The organism is Tistlia sp. (genome assembly GCF_040905785.1).
In the GTDB taxonomy this organism is placed as follows: domain Bacteria; phylum Pseudomonadota; class Alphaproteobacteria; order Kiloniellales; family DSM-21159; genus Tistlia.
Genome location: NZ_JBBDQW010000084.1, coordinates 1 through 17070 on the forward strand (window position 1 = coordinate 1; position 17070 = coordinate 17070).

17 protein-coding genes are annotated in these 17070 nt (G+C 73.4%); 3 read left to right on the forward strand and 14 right to left on the reverse strand.

From position 1 onward, the window contains the following. Positions 1–76 precede the first annotated feature (76 nt). The 4 genes from WD341_RS19595 to WD341_RS19610 form a co-directional block, all read right to left on the reverse strand. Entirely contained in the window at positions 77–2161 is a 2085-nt protein-coding gene (locus tag WD341_RS19595; RefSeq protein WP_368427180.1) for a calcium-binding protein, read from the reverse strand. Positions 2162–2352: 191 nt separating this feature from the next. After that, on the reverse strand, positions 2353–2922 hold the full coding sequence (rsmD, locus tag WD341_RS19600; protein ID WP_368427181.1) for a 16S rRNA (guanine(966)-N(2))-methyltransferase RsmD: 570 nt from the start codon (positions 2920–2922) through the stop codon (positions 2353–2355). Continuing rightward, the gene (locus WD341_RS19605; RefSeq protein ID WP_368427195.1) at positions 2903–3982 is read right to left on the reverse strand and encodes a pseudouridine synthase; all 1080 of its coding nucleotides are present in this window, start codon (positions 3980–3982) and stop codon (positions 2903–2905) included. Before WD341_RS19605 ends, rsmD begins: the two co-directional genes overlap by 20 nt. Further along, positions 3946–4374 (reverse strand): DUF3775 domain-containing protein, encoded by a 429-nt coding sequence (locus tag WD341_RS19610; RefSeq protein ID WP_368427182.1) that lies wholly within the window; start codon positions 4372–4374, stop codon positions 3946–3948. Before WD341_RS19610 ends, WD341_RS19605 begins: the two co-directional genes overlap by 37 nt. A gap of 132 nt (positions 4375–4506) precedes the next feature. On the opposite strand from WD341_RS19610, the gene WD341_RS19615 reads away from it, so the two are divergent. Then, entirely contained in the window at positions 4507–4938 is a 432-nt protein-coding gene (locus WD341_RS19615) for a nucleoside deaminase (RefSeq protein WP_368427183.1), read from the forward strand. A 154-nt stretch (positions 4939–5092) separates the two neighbouring features. On the opposite strand, the gene WD341_RS19620 is transcribed toward WD341_RS19615, so the two are convergent. The 8 genes from WD341_RS19620 to WD341_RS19655 all read right to left on the reverse strand — a co-directional run bounded on the left by WD341_RS19620 (position 5093) and on the right by WD341_RS19655 (position 12951). After that, the gene (locus WD341_RS19620) at positions 5093–5575 is read right to left on the reverse strand and encodes a F0F1 ATP synthase subunit B (protein WP_368427184.1); all 483 of its coding nucleotides are present in this window, start codon (positions 5573–5575) and stop codon (positions 5093–5095) included. Between the two features lie 6 nt (positions 5576–5581). Next, complete coding sequence (locus WD341_RS19625) at positions 5582–6322, reverse strand: hypothetical protein (protein WP_368427185.1); 741 nt, start codon at positions 6320–6322, stop codon at positions 5582–5584. Between the two features lie 91 nt (positions 6323–6413). After that, positions 6414–6638: a F0F1 ATP synthase subunit C gene (locus WD341_RS19630; RefSeq protein ID WP_368427186.1), complete on the reverse strand. Its 225-nt coding sequence runs from the start codon at positions 6636–6638 to the stop codon at positions 6414–6416. An 86-nt stretch (positions 6639–6724) separates the two neighbouring features. Then, positions 6725–7444, reverse strand: coding sequence for a F0F1 ATP synthase subunit A (locus tag WD341_RS19635; RefSeq protein WP_368427196.1), 720 nt, complete (start codon positions 7442–7444; stop codon positions 6725–6727). Positions 7445–7491: 47 nt separating this feature from the next. Continuing rightward, positions 7492–7866, reverse strand: coding sequence for an AtpZ/AtpI family protein (locus WD341_RS19640; RefSeq protein WP_368427187.1), 375 nt, complete (start codon positions 7864–7866; stop codon positions 7492–7494). A gap of 211 nt (positions 7867–8077) precedes the next feature. Continuing rightward, positions 8078–11542: an AAA family ATPase gene (locus WD341_RS19645; protein ID WP_368427188.1), complete on the reverse strand. Its 3465-nt coding sequence runs from the start codon at positions 11540–11542 to the stop codon at positions 8078–8080. 47 nt (positions 11543–11589) lie between these two features. Then, positions 11590–12234, reverse strand: coding sequence for a thioredoxin domain-containing protein (locus WD341_RS19650; RefSeq protein WP_368427189.1), 645 nt, complete (start codon positions 12232–12234; stop codon positions 11590–11592). 216 nt (positions 12235–12450) lie between these two features. Continuing rightward, positions 12451–12951, reverse strand: a complete 501-nt coding sequence (locus tag WD341_RS19655; RefSeq protein WP_368427190.1) for a DUF721 domain-containing protein — start codon at positions 12949–12951, stop codon at positions 12451–12453. A gap of 41 nt (positions 12952–12992) precedes the next feature. Here WD341_RS19655 and mutY point away from each other — a divergent pair, with 41 nt between their 5' ends. Next, positions 12993–14060, forward strand: a complete 1068-nt coding sequence (gene mutY / locus WD341_RS19660) for an A/G-specific adenine glycosylase (RefSeq protein ID WP_368427191.1) — start codon at positions 12993–12995, stop codon at positions 14058–14060. 37 nt (positions 14061–14097) lie between these two features. Here mutY and WD341_RS19665 read toward each other — a convergent pair whose 3' ends face one another. After that, a complete protein-coding gene (locus tag WD341_RS19665) occupies positions 14098–15252 on the reverse strand; it encodes a site-specific DNA-methyltransferase (protein WP_368427192.1) in 1155 nt (384 codons plus the stop codon). A gap of 174 nt (positions 15253–15426) precedes the next feature. Then, positions 15427–16053, reverse strand: coding sequence for a ribonuclease HII (locus WD341_RS19670; RefSeq protein ID WP_368427193.1), 627 nt, complete (start codon positions 16051–16053; stop codon positions 15427–15429). 149 nt (positions 16054–16202) lie between these two features. On the opposite strand from WD341_RS19670, the gene WD341_RS19675 reads away from it, so the two are divergent. Beyond that, positions 16203–16970, forward strand: a complete 768-nt coding sequence (locus tag WD341_RS19675) for a class I SAM-dependent methyltransferase (RefSeq protein ID WP_368427194.1) — start codon at positions 16203–16205, stop codon at positions 16968–16970. The last annotated feature ends 100 nt before the right edge of the window (positions 16971–17070 follow it).

Here is a 17070-nt window from a genome sequence, read left to right on the forward strand (position 1 = left end):
CCCCCCCCCCCCCCCCCCCCCCCCCCCCCCCCCCCCCCCCCCCCCCCCCCGGGACGCTGGGCGGCGGGGGCCGCGATCAGGCCAGGACGTAGTCGTCGCCGTCCCAGATGTAGGCCACCACCGTCGCGTTGCTGTCGCCGTAGAGATTGACGGTGTCGATCTCGTCCGAGCTGAAGGTCACCGTTCCGCCACTGCCGCCGTCCAGCCGGATGTTCCAGCTGCCGCCACCGAGATCGGTGAAGACCACGTCCTCCGGGTGCACGCCGTTGGCGAAGTCGTCCCAGTTCGGCGCGACGACCAGGCCGTTGCCGCCGCTGCCGCCGTCGGCGATCAGGTCGTTGCCGTCGCCACGCAGGAAGTAGTAGACGTCGTAGCCTGCGCCGCCGACCAGGGTGTCGTCGCCCGTGCCACCGTAAAGGTAGTCGACGCCTCCGCCGCCCTCGAGGCGGTCGTTGCCGGCGCCGCCGTAGATCCAGTCGCTGCCGTCGCCGCCATAGATGGTGTCGTTGCCGTTGCCGAACAGCGAGATGACGTCGTCGCCGGCGCCGCCGTAGACGGTCAGGCTGACGTCGAGACTGCTCAAGCGATCGCCGATCAGGTAGTCGTTGCCGCCACCCAGGTTGACGACCTCGAACTCGCCCGCCTTCGACTGCCAGGGCTGGCCGCCGTCGCGGAAGGCCGCGTCGTCGAGAAAGACGACGTCGTCGCCACTCGAGCCCATCAGCGTGTCGTGGCCGTCGCCGCCGCGAAGAGCGCTGTCTTGCGAGTCCCACCAGATGATGTCGTCGCCGGCGCCGCCGAACAGCGCATCGACGCCGAGTCCACCGTCCAGGGTGTCGTCGCCGCCGCCGCCGTAGAGCGTGTCGCTGCCGCTGCCGGTGGTGATCCAGTCGTCGCCGTCGCCTGACGCCAGGTGGGCGAAGTCGCCGTAGACGAGGTTGTCGCCGTCGCCGGCCTCGATCCGGTCGTCGCCGCCGCCGCCGTAGATCGTGTCGGCGCCGCTGCCCGTGGTGATCCAGTCCGCGCCGTCGCTCGAGGTCGTCCAGCCGTAGTCGCCGTAGACCAGGTTGGCACCGTCGCCGGCCGTGATCGTATCGCCGCCGCTGCCGCCGTAGATCGTGTCGGCGCCGCTGCCCGTGGTGATCCTGTCCGCGCCGTCGCTCGAGGTCGCCGAGCCGTAGTCGCCGTAGATCAGGTTGGCGCCCGCGCCGCCGTCGATGGCGTCGTCCCCGCCGCCCCCGAAGATCGTGTCGTCGCCGGCGCCGGCGACGATCGTGTCGGCACCGTCGTGCCCGCTGGAGCTGGCACCGTCGCCGTAGACCAGGTTCGCACCCGCGCCGACCTCGAGAACGTCGTCGCCGCCGCCGCCGTAGACCGTGTCGTTGCCATTGCCGGCGGTAACGCTGTCGTCGCCGTCTCCGGCGCTGCCGTAGGCCAGGTCGGCATAGACGAGGTTGTTGCCGTCCCCGGCCCCGATGGTGTCGGAGCCGCCGCCGCCGTAGATGGTGTCGTCGCCGCCGCCCACCGAGATGGTGTCGTCGCCGTCGCCGGCGCCGCCCCACTCGAGGTCGCCGTGCACCAGTTGTCGGGAGGAGCCGACGTTCTCGATGAGGTCGTCGCCGGTGCCGCCGTACAGGGTGTCGCCGCCGCCGCCGCCGTAGATCCGGTCGTCGCCGCCGCCGCCGTAGATCGTGTCGTTGCCGCTGCCGCCGTGGATGACGTCGTTGCCGTCGTCGCTGCCGCCGTAGGCCAGGTCGCCGTAGAGCAAATTGCTGCCGGTCCCGCCGTAGAGCGTGTCGCTGCCCTGGCCGCCGTAGAGGGTGTCGTTGCCGCTGCCGCCGTCGAGGATGTCGTCGTAGAAGTCCTCTGGCCGGGACTCGAAGCCGGAGTCCTCATAGGCGAGGTCGCCGTAGAGCACGTCGTTGCCGCCGCCGCCGTACAGGCTGTCGCGTCCGCCCGCGCCGACCAGGGCGTCGTTGCCGCTGCCGCCGTCGAGGGTGTCGTCGCCGTCGCTCGCGCCGTACCAGCCGTTGTCGCCGTAAAGCGTGTCCGACCCGCCGAGACCCGACAGCAGGTCGTCACCCCCGGCGCCCTGGATCACGTCGGATCCGTTGCTGCCGGTGTAGGTGTCGTCGCCGCTGCTGCCGTAGTAGTTGGCCATTCCACAATCGCTTGAGTGCAGCCCCGCAGGAAGCAGGGCGCACGAACAGACGACCGGGCGCGAAGGCCCGGACTTGCCTCACTATAGCCGCAAAGGAGATCGCGCCCTAGTAGTTTAGTGTTAACCATACTTGCGCGGGGGTGGCGGCAATCCGACCGGCTACCCTCGCTTGCAAGGCCTGGGCGGCACGCTCAGCCGGTGCCGTCTTGGCGGAAAAACAGCAGGCGCGTCTTGCCGTAGCGGCGGTCGTCGAGCAGGTGCAGCCCCGGCGGCGTCGGCAGCGCCTCGGCCTTGAGCAGCTCGACCGCGATCAGGCTCTCCGGTCCGATCCAGCCAGCCGCGGCCAGCGCGGCGAGCGCCGGGCCGACCAGGCCCTGGTTGTAGGGCGGGTCGAGCAGGACCAGCGTCGCCGGCGCCTCGGCCCTGGGCGGGTGCAGCGCGTCGCGCTCGACGATGCGGCAGCGCGCCGAGACGCCGAGGGTGCGGACGTTGGCGCGCAGGCTCTCCAGGGCTGCCGGTGCCCGCTCGATGAAGACCACCGTCTCCGCACCGCGCGACAGCGCCTCCAGGCCCAGCGCGCCGGTGCCGGCAAAAGCGTCGAGCACCAGGCCGCCGGCCAGCGGCGAGATGCCGCCGCTCAGGCGGCCGCCCTCGAGGATGCCGAACAGGGCCTCGCGGGTGCGGTCCGCCGTCGGCCGCACCGCCAGCCCCTCGGGCGCGACCAGCGGCCGGCCGCGCAGGCTACCGGCGACGATTCGCACGCCCGCTGCCCCCTTCGCTTCCCGACTCTGGCGACGCGCCGCGCCCCTTGGCGCCTGCGCGCTCCTGAGTCGCGCCGGTGCCGGGCGCCGGCTTGCGGGCGGCCTTCCGGTGTCCCGGCTTGACCTTCGGCGGCTTGGCCTTGGCGGTGCCGATCTTGCGCTTGGCCGCCGGGCGGCCGGCATCGGCGCCGAGCTGCGCCTCCAGGGTCCGCGCCGACACCTCCTCGAGAGCGCCGCGCGGCAGCCCGCCCAGCTGGAACGGCCCGTAGGCGAGCCGGATCAGCCGGTTGACCCGGTATCCCAGGTGCTCGCAGACGCGGCGGATCTCACGGTTCCGGCCCTCGGCCAAAGCCATGGTCAGCCAGGCGTTGTCGCCGCGCTGGGAGTCGAGGCGCGCCCGGATCGGCCCGTAGGCCACGCCCTCGACGACCACGCCCTCGGCCAGGCCGGCGAGCGCCGCCTCCTCGACCCGGCCGAAGACGCGGACCCGGTAGCGGCGCACCCAGCCGGTCGCCGGCAGCTCGAGGCGCCGCTTCAGACCGCCGTCGTTGGTCATCAGCAGCAGGCCCTCGGAGTTCATGTCGAGCCGGCCGATCGGCATCAGGCGCGGCAGCTCCGACGGCAGGCCCTCGTAAATGGTCGGGCGGCCCTGCGGGTCGCGCGCCGTGGTCAGCAGGCCGCGAGGCTTGTGGAAGCGGAACAGCCGCGGCGCCTCGGGGACCGGCAGGTCCTTGCCGTCGACCGCGATCCGCTGCTCCGGCACGACCAGCGTCGCCGGGCTCTCGAGCGGCCGCCCGTCCAGGGTCACCCGCCCGGCCGCGATCAGCGCCTCGGCGTCGCGCCGCGAGCAGAGCCCCGAACGCGCCATGACCTTGGCGACGCGCTCGCCGCCCTCTGCCTTGTCGTGATCGCCCTCGCCATCACCGGCCTGGCCGGGATTAGGCTCGTCCTGGAGGCGCGCGTCCTCGTCCGCGGCAACCGGATCGTCCGGGCCGCCCGCCGCCCCGCCTGGCCGGGCGCCGGTCAGATCCGGTTCTCGTCGAAGTCGACGCAGGACAATCCGAAAGCCACCAGCCCCTCCTCCAGAAAATCGGCAAGGCGCGGCATGCCGAGCAGGTAGCCGGCGGTGCGCTCGTTGTGCTGATCGGCGGCGGCTTCCAGCGCGTCGTCCCACTCTTCGATGTCGTAGTCGCCGCGGCCGAGCCATGCCAGCGCCACGATCACGATCTGCTCGTCCTCGGGCAGCGCCTCGATGAAACCCTCCAGCTCCTCGCGCAGCGGGTCGAGCTCCTCCTCGCCGCCCTCGAGCCCGTCGAAGGCCTCCTCGTGGTCGATGTCGGGATCCTCCTCCTCCGTGGCGTCGGGATCCTCGATCAGGTCCTCCTCCTCCAGCTCCCGGAAACGGGCGACGACGAAACAGACCTTGTCGGGATCGATATCGAGGCTCGCCATGGCTTCTCCCTTCTCCGGCGGCTGGGGGTGCTGCAGTCAGGCTCCTGTTAGCCCGAAGCTTGACGCCAACGCAATCGCGGGGCTCTTGTCCGTGCCATGGACGACAGCCCCGACTCGCAACGCGCGGCGCCGATGACGGTTGCCTTGGGCTGCGCGCGCCTCGGCGCGGCGGCGGGAGAGGTGCCGGTCGGCGCCCTCCTGCTCGACGCCGCCGGGCGCGAGCTGGCCCGGGCGCACAACCGGGTCGAGGCCGACCGCGACCCGACCGCCCACGCCGAGCTGCTGGCGATCCGCGCGGCCGCGCGGCGGCTGGGCTCGCCCCGGCTCGTCGGCTGCCGGCTCTACGTCACCCTCGAGCCCTGCGCGATGTGCGCCCAGGCGATCGCCTTCGCGCGCCTCGAGCGCCTGACCTTCGGCGCCTACGACCCCAAGGGCGGCGGCGTCGAGCACGGCGCCAGGATCTTCGAGCAGGCGACCTGCCACCACCGGCCGGAGGTCGTCGGCGGCATCCTGGAGCGCGACTGCGCGGCGCTGCTGCAGGCCTTCTTCCGCGACCGGCGCTGAGCCGGGCGGAAAACCAGCCGGCGCCGAGAGACCGGCGCGAGGAGACCGAGGCCGAGGCGGGCTCCTCGCGCGAACGCGCGGCCCGGGCCCCTCAGGGCGAGCCGCCGCTGAATCCCGTGGCGGCGGCCGTGAGAGCCATCCGCCGGGGCCGTTCTCAGTTGAGCTTGGCGGCGACGTCCTGGATCGAGCGGGCGTTGACCTCGCTGATCCGCGCCTCGTCGAGGTTCTCGGCGATCAGGCGCGCAGCGGCGGCGACCGCGGCATCGACCGCGCGGTTGCGTACCTGGTTGAGCGCGTCGGTCTCGGCCTGGCGGATCTTCTCCTCGGCCATCGTCCGGCGGCGCTCGATCGATTCCTCCAGCTCCTGCTGGGCGGCGACGCGCATGCGCTCCGACTCGTGGCGCGCGTGCTCGAGGATCTGCTTGGCCTCCTCGATCGCATCGCGCTGGCGGCGCTTAGAGTCGGCCAGCAGCTTCTGGGCCTCCTCGCGCAGCGCCTGCGCCTCTTCCAGCTCGCGCCGGATGCGCTCGCCGCGAGCGTCGAGCGACGCCAGGATCGGTTTCGTGCCCTTCCAGACGATGAGTCCGAGAATGGCCAGAAGGGAAAGCGTCAGCCACGTGTATTCGCTGCCCAGCATCGCCTGCTACCTCTGCACGGTCGCGTCGACCGCCTTCGAGACCTGGGCCTCGGGCGGCGTCACGCCGATCAGCTTGTCGGTGAGTGCCGTCGCCACGCTGGCGGCGACGCTCTTCAGGTTGCCCTCGGCCTCGGCGCGCGCCTTGCCGATGCGCGCCTCGTCGGCCTTGACCTTCTCGGCCAGCTTGGCGTCCTCGGCGGCGTTGCGCTCGGCCGCCTCGGCCCGCCAGGTCTCCTGCGCCTCGGCGAGCAGGGCGGCCGCCTGGGTGCGCGCCTCCAGCAGACCGCGGTCGTAGTCGGCCATCACCTGGTCGGCCTCGGCCTTCAGCTTCTCGGCACGGCTGAGGTCGTCGTCGAGCTTGTCCTGGCGCTCTTCCATGGTCCCCGCGAGGCGCGGCAGGATGACCCGCGCGATCACGAAGTAGAGCAGGCAGAAGGTGACGACGGTCCAGAAGATCTGGCTGGCGAAGGTGTCGGTCTGGGTCAGCTGGGGCAGGCCGCCCTCATGGCCGACCGCGGCGTCCCCGGGGACCTGCCCCAAGGTCTCGCCCGCCGTCTCGCCCGCCGTCTCGCCCGCTGCCTCGCCCGCCGGCTCCCCTGCCGTCTCGCCGACGGCCTCGTCCGCCGTCTCCGGGGCCGGCGTCTGCTGGGCCAGGACCGGGCCCGCGAGCAGCAGGGCCCAGGTCGCCGTCGCCGCGGCGGCGGCATTCGGCAGGGTCGTGCGGAACAGGCTGTGGATGCGCCGCATGGCGTTGGCCACTCCTTCGCAGGAAATCAGGAACGGGCGCAGTACATCAGGAACGGGCCGGCCACGACGGCCGGCCCGCGCGCCCGGCGGCTCAGCCGAACAGGACCAGCAGCGCGACGACCAGCGAGAAGATCGCGATGGCCTCGGTCACGGCGAAGCCGATCCAGATGTTCGCGCCGATCTCGTCCTTGGCGGCGGGATTGCGCGCGATCGCGGTGAAGTAGTTGCCCCAGACCTGGCCCACGCCCAGGCCGGCACCGATCATGCCCAGGGTCGCCAGACCCGCGCCGATCATCTTGGCGGCTTCCAGTTCCATGTTTTCCGGCTCCTCGTCAGTCGTCGTTTGAAGGGAAGGAACAGCCCGATCCCTCGGTCGCGGGAAAGCGCCCCCGCGCCGGCGGCTCAGTGCATGTGGATCGCGTCGTGGAGGTAGACGCAGGTGAGAATGGTGAAGATGTAGGCCTGCAGCACCGCGACCAGCAGCTCCAGCGCGGTGATGCCCAGCAGGGCCGCGAAGGGGACCACGCCGGCGATGCCCATCATCAGCACGAAGCCGGTGAAGACCTTGAGCAGGATGTGCCCGGCCATCATGTTCGCGAAGAGGCGCATCGACAGGCTGATCGGCCGCGACAGGTAGGAGATCAGCTCGATCGGCACCAGGATCACGGCGGTCCAGAGCGGCGCACCATGCGGGAAGAACAGGCGCAGGTAGCCGGCGCCGTGGCGCACGAAGCCGATCACCGTCACCCCCAGGAAGATCACGATCGCCATGAAGAAGGTCACGACGATGTGGCTGGTGAAGGTGAAGCTGGAGGGGATCAGGCCGAGCACGTTGCCGAACAGCACGAAGAGGAACAGCGTGAAGATGAAGGGGAAGTACTGCCGTCCCTCGGTGCCGACGTTGTCGCGCACCATGTTGGCGATGGTCTCGTAGAACAGCTCGGCGACGCTCTGCATGCGGCCCGGGACCAGGGCGCGGCCGCCGGTCGAGAACACGAAGAAGGCGGTCACCGCGGCGATGGTGATCAGCATCCACAGCGCCGAGTTGGTGAACGACAGATCCAAGTTGCCGATCCGGATCGGCACGATCGAGTAGATCTCGAACTGGTGCAGCGGATCGATCGGAAAGCTCTTCTCGGGCGCTCCAGTCACCTCGGCCACGTCTTCCCTCACCCTCGTCTCTCGCCACCGGCCGAGCTGTCGGCCTGCGCTGTTTCTGCCTTGCGTCGGCGCTCCAGCTCCTTGGCGGTGCGCATGACGTTATAGAACGCCGTCACCACGCCGAGCACGATGAACAGCAGCATCAGCCAGGGTTTGGTCCCCAGCCAGGAATCGAGCGCCAGCCCGATGCCGACGCAGATCGCGATGGCCGCGACCATCTCGGTCGCGATGCGCAGCCCGATCGCCATGCCACCGGCACCGCCGCTGATCGACGAGCGGGCCTTGCCGCGGCCCTTGTCGCGACGCCTCTGCGCCGCGGAAATCCTCGCCTCCAGCCCGCCGCCGCCCGGCTTGCCCGGGCGCGGCCCCTCGCCGTCGGTCATGCACGCACCTCCCTGGGCCGGCGCGACCGGCCCCTGCGACGCGAACACCCGCCGACACGCCCCTGGCCGCAGCCGCGGGTACGCCGGAAAGCGCGCGCACCATACGGAGGGGCACCGGGGGCGTCAAGCCCGGATGCCGCGCCCGCGAAGGACAGGCAAGTCATTGATTCACTTTCCGTTTCGGCGACTTCTGCAGGCTTTGCGGAGGCGCTCACGCGCTTTCGCGCAAGGCCGCCGCCCGCTCCAGGTCGACCGAGACCAGCTGGCTGATGCCGCGCTCGGCCATGGTCACGCCGAACAGCCGGTCCATGCGCGCCATGGTCAGGCGGTGGTGGGTGATCACCAGGAAGCGCGTCGAGAGCGAGTGCGCCAGCTCCTCGACCAGGCTGCAGAAGCGGTCGACGTTGGCGTCGTCGAGCGGCGCGTCGACCTCATCGAGCACGCAGACCGGCGCCGGATTGGTCAGGAACACCGCGAACAGCAGGGCGATCGCCGTCAGGGTCTGCTCGCCGCCGGACAGCAGCGAGAGCACCTGCAGCTTCTTGCCCGGCGGCGAGGCCATGATCTCCAGGCCGGCGTCGAGCGGATCCTCGCTCTCGGTCAGGGCCAGGTGCGCCCGGCCGCCGCCGAACAGTCGCTCGAACAGCACCGCGAAGTGCTGGTTGACCAGCTCGAAGGCGGCGAGCAGACGCTCGCGGCCCTCGCGGTTCAGGCTGGCGATGGCCTGGCGCAGCCGACTGATCGCCGCGGTCAGGTCCTCGCGCTCGGCGGTCAGGCCGTCGATGCGCTCGCCGATCTCCCGGGCCTCGGTCTCGGCGCGCAGGTTGACCGGCCCGATCGCCTCGCGCTCGCGGACCAGGCGCTGGACCCGGCCCTCGACCTCCGCGCGGGCCGGCAGGTCCTGGTCGGGCAGCAGCTCGGCCAGGGCGAGCAGGCCCTCGAGCCGGCACTCCAGCCGCTCGGCGACGCGGCTGGCCAGGCTCTCCAGCGCCTGCCCGGCCTGCTCGACGCCGCCCTCGGCGCGCACCATGACCTCGCGCGCCTGGGCGAGCGCCTGCTCGCCCGCGCGCAGCACGCGGTCGGTCTCGCCCTGGGCCGACTCGCCGACCGCCAGGGCGTCGGCGGCCTGCTTGCGCGCGGCCTCGGCGCGCTCGATCTGCTCGACCAGCGCGGCGCGCCGCCCGTCGATCTCCTCCGGCCGCTCGGCCAGGGCGGCGAGCTCGGCCTCCAGGCGCTGCCGGCGCTCGGAGAGCTCGGCCTGATGGCGCTCGGCCTCCTCGATGCGCCGGCGCCAGCTCGCCGCCTCGCGGCCGATCGCCAGCAGGCGCTCCTGGCGCGCCTCCGACTCGCGGGCGAGGCGCTGCAGGTCGGCTTCCGCCGTGGTCAGGGCGGCGCGGCGCTCGGCGAGGGCGGCGCGCAGCTCCTGGACCCGGCGCTGGCTCTCGGCGAGGTCCGGCAGGGCAGCGCGGTCGGCCTCGGCCGCCTGCAGCGCCGCGCTCGCCTCGGCGACCTCGCCGTCCAGGCGCGGCGCCAGCTCGACCAGCGCGGCGAGGCGCTGCTCCGCCGCCGCCTGGCGGGCGGCGAGGCGGCCGCCCTCGGCGCGCGCCCGGTCGAGCGCCGCGAAGGCCGAGCGCTGGCGCTCCCGGGTCGCGCGCTCGGCGGCGGCCCGGGTCTCGCTTTCGCCCGCGGCCTCGGCCTCGGCGGCGCGCGCCGCCTCGGCCGGCGCCGCCGCCTGCTCGCGCTGGCCGCGCAGCTCGGCGAGCCGGTTGCGCTGCTCCAGGCGCTGGGCGGCGGCGGTCGGGGCGCCCGCCGAGGCGACGTAGCCGTCCCAGCGCCACAGCGCGCCGCCGCGCGTCACCAGGCGCTGGCCGGGCCCGAGCGCCGACTGCAGGCGCGCGCCGGCGGCCTCGCTCTCGACGAGGCCGATCTGGGACAGCGCGCGGGCCAGCACCGGCGGCGCCTCGACGACCGAGGACAGCGGCGCGCAGCCCGCGGGCAGCGGCGGCGCGTCGGCGAAGGGCGGCAGGCGCTGCCAGTGCACCGGCGCCGCCTCGTCGGCCGGCACCTCCAGGTCCTCGCCGAGCGCGGCGCCGAGCGCGGCCTCGTAGCCCGGGGCGACGGTCACGGCATCGAGCAGTGGCGGCCAGAGGTCGTCGCTCGCGCCCTCGAGCAGCTTCGACAGCGCCTCGATCTCGGCATCGACGCGGCCCAGCGCCGTCTCGCGCTGCTGCAGCTCCTCGCGCGCCGCCGCCTCGGCCTGGCGCGCCTCCTGGGTCGCGGCCTCGGCCAGCTCGAGCTCGCGGCGCGCCGCCTCCAGGGCCCGCTCGCCCTCGGCGACCTGCCGCTCGGCGGCCTCGGCCTCGGCTGCGAAGGCGGAGTTGGCCTCGGCCTCGGCGCGCTCGCGCCCGACCCGCTCGCGCTGCTCGTTCAGGCGCGCGAGGCGCTGGCCCAGCTCCTGGGCCCGGCGCTCGACGGCGCGGCCCTGGGCCTCGCCCTCGGCGATCGCCTTGGCGGCGGCGGCATGCTCGCCTTCCAGGCGCGCGACCTCGGCGGCCTCGGCGTCGCGCGCCGCCCTGCGCTCGGCATGGGCCTCGCCCTCGCCGGCCGCCGCCCGCTCCAGCCCCTGGCGCTCCTCGGCCAGGCGCGCCTCGGCCTGGACGGCGTCCTCTGCCAGAGATCGGCTGCGCGCGAGGTCGGCGTCGAGCTGGGCAAGGCGCTCCCGCGCCGACTTCTGCGCCGCCTCCAGCTCCGCCTTCTGGCGGTCCAGGCTGTCGCGCTCGCTGAGCAGGCGCTGCAGGGCCGCCGCCGCCGACGCCTCGCCGCGGCGCAGCTCCGGCAGGGCCGCGGCCGCCTCGGCCTGCCGGCCGGCGGCGGTGGCGGCCAGCTCGGTCAGCTCGCCGACCTTGGCTTCGGCTTGGCGGTGGTCGCTCCGGGCCTGCTCACAGCGTGCCTGCGCGGCCTCGGCCTCGAGGTGGAACAGCAGCGCCTCGCCGCGCCGCAGCTGGTCGGCGATGTTGCGGTAGCGGGTCGCCTGGCGGGCCTGGCGCCGCAGCCCTTGGAGCTGGCTGTCCAGGGTGCCGATGACGTCGTCGAGGCGCTCCAGGTTGGTCTCGGCCGCGCGCAGGCGCAGCTCGGCCTCATGGCGGCGCGAGTGCAGGCCGGCGATGCCGGCGGCCTCCTCCAGCAGGCTGCGCCGCTCGGCCGGCTTGGCGTTGATGACCGCGCCGATCCGGCCCTGGCCGACGATCGCCGGCGACTGCGCGCCGCTGGCGGCGTCGGCGAACAGCAGCTGGACGTCGCGCGCGCGCACCTCGCGGCCGTTGATCCGGTAGGTCGAGCCGCGCTCGCGCTCGATGCGCCGGACGATCTCCAGGGACTCGTCGTCGTTGAAGGCCGCCGGCGCGAGGCGGTCGCTGTTGTCGACCGACAGCGTGACCTCGGCGAGGTTGCGCGCCGGCCGCGCGCCGGTGCCGCCGAAGATCACGTCGTCCATGCCGGCGCCGCGCATGCGCTTGGCCGAGGTCTCGCCCATGACCCAGCGCAGCGCCTCGACGAGGTTGGACTTGCCGCAGCCGTTCGGCCCGACGATGCCGGTCATGCCGGGCTCGATGACGAGCTCGGTGGGATCGACGAAGGACTTGAAGCCGGACAGTCTGAGCTTGTGGAACTGGACCAAGCCTTCGGTCGCTCCCGGAGAACGCGCCGGCCGAGCCGGCGCCCGTCCTACGTGCCGCGATGAGCCTCTTCGAGGATCTCGGCGAACTCGTCGTAGGGCAGGGCGCCGCTCACCTTGCGCTCGTTGATGATGAAGCTGGGCGTCGATTCGATGGCCAGGGTGTCGCGCGCGGCGATGACGCGCGCCAGCAGGGCGTCGATCTGCGCCTCGTCGGCGACGCAGGCGTCGAACGCCTCCTGGCCGAGGCCGGCCAGGGCGGCCCGCTGCGCCAGGGCGGCGAGCGGGTCGTCGCTGCGCGCCCAACTCGACTGCTCGGCGAACAGCATGTCGATGTAGGCGAAGAAGGCCTTGTCGCCCTTCATGCAGTCGGCCGAGACCGCCGCGACCAGAGCCAGCCGGTCGAGCGGGTAGTGGCGGTAGACCAGCCGCGCCTTGCCGGTCTCGATCCACTCGCGCTCGACCTCGGGCAGCGTCTGCAGCGCGAAGGTCGCGCAGTGGCTGCAGGTCAGGGAGGCGTACTCGAAGATCGTCACCGGCGCATCGGCCGCGCCGAGCACCCGGTCGCGGTCGTGGACGACGGTGGGATCGAAGGGCTTGGCCGAATCGCCTGCCGTGCCGCCCTGGGCCAGCACCAGACCGGTCGGAAGCAAGGGAGCGGCCAGGGCCGCCATCAAGATCGTCCTGCGTTTCATGGGTTCACCTACTATATGTTGATGCTAGAGCAAGGGCGAGGCGGCACTCAAGTCCGGAGATATCCACAAGCCGGCTGCCGGGACGCTGCTTGTCCAACGTCCGACATGGCATCCGCCGTCGCGCATTCCGAGTCCCCGACGGCACGGCCCCCCACGGCCCTCAGGGTGATGCCGGTCATCGGCGCCGGCCGCCAATCAAGAAGCCGTCAGCGCCGGTCATTCGGCGCGGTCGGCGAAGACGGCGGCGCCGAGCCGCTCCAGGGCCGCGCGCAGGTCGGGATCCTCGACGCCGGCCGTGCGCGCCTTGACCCGCTGGCCCTCGGCGGCCGGCAGCGGCGCGCGGCGCGGCGGCGGGGCGCTCGCGGGCGGCCGGGGCAGCGGCGCCTGGAGCAGCTTGACCGAGGCGATCAGGCGGTAGCCGAAGTGGCCGTTGATGCGCTCCATCAGCGGCCCGGTCAGGTGCTGGAGGTCGAGGGCGAAGTTCGGCTCGACGGTCAGGGTCAGCGTCGCCTCGCGCCGCTCGGCGGGATTCGGGAAGCTGAGGCGCTGCGGCCGGCTGCGCGCCGAGACCAGGGGCCCGGCGATCTGCGGCCAGTCCAGGATCAGCGTCGCCTCGGCGCGGCTGCGCTTGGCCATCAGGGGCTTGGTCAGGCCCGGCACCATGGCGCCCAGCGCCAGCAGCCCGCGTCCCCTGTTATCGTCGTCCTTCCTGCGCACGGCTGTTCCCGCTTTCGGCCCAGCTCAGTATAGAGGCAATCATGGACAGCGGGCCACCTTCCGACCTCGCCGGGACCGCCGGGCGCCTGCTCGCCTGGTACGACCGCCACCGCCGCCGCCTGCCCTGGCGGGCGCTGCCCGGCGAGCGCCCCGACCCCTACCGGGTCTGGCTGTCCGAGATCATGCTGCAGCAGACCACCGTGGCCACGGTCGGCCCCTACTTCGAGCGCTTCACGGCGCGCTGGCCGAGCGTCGGCGCGCTGGCCGCGGCACCGCTCGACGCGGTGCTCGCCGAGTGGGCCGGGCTCGGCTACTACGCCCGGGCCCGCAACCTCCACGCCTGCGCGCAGGCCGTCGTCGAGCGCCACGGCGGCGCCTTCCCCGACCAGGAGGCGGCCCTGCTCGCCCTGCCCGGCGTCGGCGCCTACACCGCGGCGGCGGTCGCCGCCATCGCCTTCGACCGTCCGGCGACGCCGCTCGACGGCAACATCGAGCGGGTCGTGGCGCGGCTCTTCGCGGTCGCCGAGCCGCTGCCCGGCGCCAAGCCGACTCTGCGCCGCCTGGCCGCGACCCTGACCCCGGCGGAGCGGCCGGGCGACTACGCCCAGGCCGCCATGGACCTGGGCGCCACCGTCTGCCTGCCCGGCCGGCCGAAGTGCCTGCTCTGCCCGCTCGAGGCGGGCTGCCGGGCCCGGGCCCTGGGCATCGCCGAGCGCCTGCCGGCGAGAGCGGCCAAGGCGGAGCGGCCGACCCGGCGCGGCGTCGCCTTCCTCGCGCCGCGCGCCGCCGGCCGGGTGGTGCTGCGCCGGCGCCCCGACAAGGGCCAGCTCGGCGGCAAGGCCGAGGTGCCCTCGACCGACTGGCGTGCCGAGGCCTGGGAGGCCGCCGAGGCCGCCGGCCAGGCGCCGCTGGCGGCGGTCTGGGACGCGCTGCCGGGCCTGGTGCGCCACACCTTCACCCACTTCCACCTGGAGCTGGCGGTCTGGCGCGCCGACCTGCCGCCCGAGGCCGCCGCCCCGGCCACGGCTCGCTGGGCGCCGGTCGACGCCCTGGCCGGCGAGGCCCTGCCGACAGTCATGCGCAAGGTCCTGCGCCACGGGCTGGGCTGACCCCGAAGGCAGGGGCGCACCAGCGAGCCTCGAGGCCTCAGTGCAGCTCGGCGCGCAGCTTCTGGCGGAGGACGTCGAGCGGCACGGCGCGGCCCTCGACGTCGAGGTGCCAGAAGGTCCAGCCGTTGCAGGCCGGCGCGCCCTGAACGGCGGCGCCGACCTTGTGGATCGAGCCCTTGTGCTCGGCCGAGATCAGGGAGCCGTCGGCGCGGACCTTGGCGGTCCAGCGGCGGGCCGGGTCGAACAGCAGGGTGCCCGGCTCGATCAGGCCGCGCTCGACCAGCCAGCCGAAGGGGATGCGCGGCTCGGAGCGGCGCGGCTTGATGGTCTCCAGCTCCTCGGGCCCGAGCGGCTGGACCCGGGCGATGCGCTGGCGGGCGGCGGCGGCGTAGCCGGCCTCGCGCTCGAAGCCGAGCCAGCGCCGGCCCATGCGCTTGGCGACGGCGCCCGTGGTGCCGCTGCCGAAGAAGGGGTCGACGACCAGCTGGCCCGGGTGGCTGGCGGCCAGCAGCACGCGCCACAGCAGGGCCTCGGGCTTCTGGGTGGCGTGGAGCTTGCGCCCCTCGCCGTCCTTCAGGCGCTCGCCGCCGGTGCAGAGCGGCAGGGTCCAGTCGCTGCGCATCTGCAGGTCGTCGTTCAGGGCTTTCATCGAGTCGTAGTTGAAGACGTAGCGCGAGTCCTTCGACTTGGCCGCCCAGATCAGCGTCTCGTGGGCATTGGTGAAGCGCTTGCCGCGGAAGTTCGGCATGGGGTTGGACTTGCGCCAGATGACGTCGTTGAGGATCCAGAAGCCGAGGTCCTGGAGGATCGAGCCGACCCGGAAGATGTTGTGATAGCTGCCGATGACCCAGAGGCTGCCGTCATCGCTCAGGGCCTCACGCGCCGCCGCCAGCCAGTCGCGGGTGAAGCGGTCGTAGGTCGCGAAGTCATCGAAGCGGTCCCAGGCGTCCTCGACGCCGTCGACGCGCGAGTTGTTCGGCCGCAGGAGCTCGCCGCCGAGCTGCAGGTTGTAGGGCGGGTCGGCGAAGACCAGGTCGACCGAGCCGGCCGGCAGGCCGCGCAGCAGCTCGACGCAGTCGCCCTCGACGACCCGGTCGAGCGAAGCGTCGGTGAGCCGGCGCCGCGACCCCGGCGACAGGCCGGCGGCCGGGCGACCCCCGGTCGTGCTGCGCGTCTTGCCGCTGTCCGCCATGCCCAACTCGCCCCCGAACCCTGCCCCCTGAAAAGCGCCGGCCGCGGGACGCGAGGCCCCGGGTCGGCGGGCGCATCCTGAGTCAAGCCGGCTGGAGCGTCAAGATTCGTGATCCGAGTCAGATGGTTACGGATATTCCTTTAATTGGAACTTCAAACAACATCTGGTAGCCGTTCAGCCCGCAGCCACCAGGAGCAGGCGGATCGGCTCGAAGGAGCGCCGGTGATGGTGGCAGGGACCGAGGCGGTCCAGGCCGTCGTAGTGCTCCGGCGTGCCGTAGCCCTTGTTGCGTTCCCAGGCGTAGCCGGGATGCTCCAGCGCGAGGCGCCTCATCTCGGCGTCGCGGGCGACCTTGGCCAGGATCGAGGCGGCGGCGATCGAGAAGGAGCGGGCGTCCCCGCCGACCAGGGTCTCGCAGCGGCAGGCCAGCCTCGGCGGCCGGTTGCCGTCGACCAGGGCGACGTCCGGCGGCTGGCCGAGCGCCTCGACGGCGCGGCGCATCGCCAGCAGCGAGGCCTGGAGGATGTTGATCCGGTCGATCTCCTCGACCTCGGCGCGGCCGACGGCGGTCTCGGCGTAGCGCGGCAGCAGCTCGGCGATGCGCTCGCGCTTCTCGGCGGTCAGCTTCTTGGAGTCGTCGAGGCCGTCGCGCAGGTCGCAGGGCAGCCGCTCCAGGTGCAGGCAGACCGCGGCGGCGACGACCGGACCGGCCAGCGGACCGCGCCCCGCCTCGTCCAGTCCGACGACCCTCAGGCCCTCGGCCGCCCCGAGGCGCAGCTCCACGCTGTAGTCCGGCGGCACGCCCGTCTCCCCGATTTGCCCGTGTCCAAGCCAAGCCTGTCCCGACCTAGCAAGATTCGCGGCGCCTGTCGCGCGCCGACGCGGCGCTTGCCGGCAAGTCGGGGCGCCAGGCTAGACTGGCGCCCCTCTCCGCCGGAACAGGAGCCCCCATGCCGCCCGTCGAGCCGGTCGTCGCCTTCGGGCGCAGCGTCGAGGACTACGCCGCCCACCGCCAGGGCTTCCCCCCCTCCTTCTTCGCGCGCCTCGAGGCGCTCGGCCTGGCCCGCTCCGGTGAGCGCGTCGTCGACCTCGGCACCGGCACCGGGCTGCTGGCGCGAGCGCTGGCGGCGCGCGGCTGCCGGGTCGTCGGCATCGACTGCGACGCGCAGATGCTGGCCGCGGCGGAGGCGGCCGGCGGCGGTCCTTCCTACCGCTTGGCGCCGGCCGAGGCGACCGGCCTGGAGACCGGATCGGCCGAGCTGGTGACGGCGGCGACCTGCTGGCACTGGTTCGACCGGCCGGCGGCGGCGGCCGAGGCGGCGCGCCTGCTGGTGCCCGGCGGGCGCCTGCTGGTCTGCAGCCTCGACTGGCAGAGCCTGCCGGGCAACGTCGTCGAGACCAGCGGCGAGGTGATCCGGCGCTTCGCCGGCAAGCCGCCGCCCGGCCGCAACACCTTCGCCTTCCCCGACTGGCTCGGCGACATCGCCGGGGCCGGCTTCGGCGCCTTCGAGGCCTTCGCCTACAGCGAGCGGCTCGCCTACTCGCACGCGGGCTGGCACGGACGGATCCGGGCCAGCGCCGCGGTCGGCCCGGCGATGGACGCCGAGACGCTGGAGGCCTTCGACGCGGCCTTCGCCGAGGCCCTGCGGTCCCGCTTTCCCGACGAGCCGCTCGCGGTCGACCACCGGATCTTCGGGCTGGTCGCGACCCGCGCCTGAGGCGCGGCTGGCTGACCTGCGCCGTTCGCCCCTGCCTCGCTTCATCCCCGAGCTTTGTATGGGGCTTTCTATGTCAATGGCTCCTGCTTGCTGATCGGCG

Bases quoted from the DNA above. Each gene is read 5' to 3' on its own strand.
- WD341_RS19615 (WP_368427183.1), top strand. From the start codon at position 4,507: ATGACGGTTGCCTTGGGCTGCGCGCGCCTCGGCGCGGCGGCGGGAGAG.
- WD341_RS19595 (WP_368427180.1), bottom strand. From the start codon at position 2,161: ATGGCCAACTACTACGGCAGCAGCGGCGACGACACCTACACCGGCAGC.
- WD341_RS19610 (WP_368427182.1), bottom strand. From the start codon at position 4,374: ATGGCGAGCCTCGATATCGATCCCGACAAGGTCTGTTTCGTCGTCGCC.
- WD341_RS19650 (WP_368427189.1), bottom strand. From the start codon at position 12,234: ATGAAACGCAGGACGATCTTGATGGCGGCCCTGGCCGCTCCCTTGCTT.
- WD341_RS19625 (WP_368427185.1), bottom strand. From the start codon at position 6,322: ATGCGGCGCATCCACAGCCTGTTCCGCACGACCCTGCCGAATGCCGCC.
- WD341_RS19630 (WP_368427186.1), bottom strand. From the start codon at position 6,638: ATGGAACTGGAAGCCGCCAAGATGATCGGCGCGGGTCTGGCGACCCTG.
- mutY (WP_368427191.1), top strand. From the start codon at position 12,993: ATGGACAGCGGGCCACCTTCCGACCTCGCCGGGACCGCCGGGCGCCTG.
- WD341_RS19640 (WP_368427187.1), bottom strand. From the start codon at position 7,866: ATGACCGACGGCGAGGGGCCGCGCCCGGGCAAGCCGGGCGGCGGCGGG.
- WD341_RS19620 (WP_368427184.1), bottom strand. From the start codon at position 5,575: ATGCTGGGCAGCGAATACACGTGGCTGACGCTTTCCCTTCTGGCCATT.
- WD341_RS19665 (WP_368427192.1), bottom strand. From the start codon at position 15,252: ATGGCGGACAGCGGCAAGACGCGCAGCACGACCGGGGGTCGCCCGGCC.
- WD341_RS19675 (WP_368427194.1), top strand. From the start codon at position 16,203: ATGCCGCCCGTCGAGCCGGTCGTCGCCTTCGGGCGCAGCGTCGAGGAC.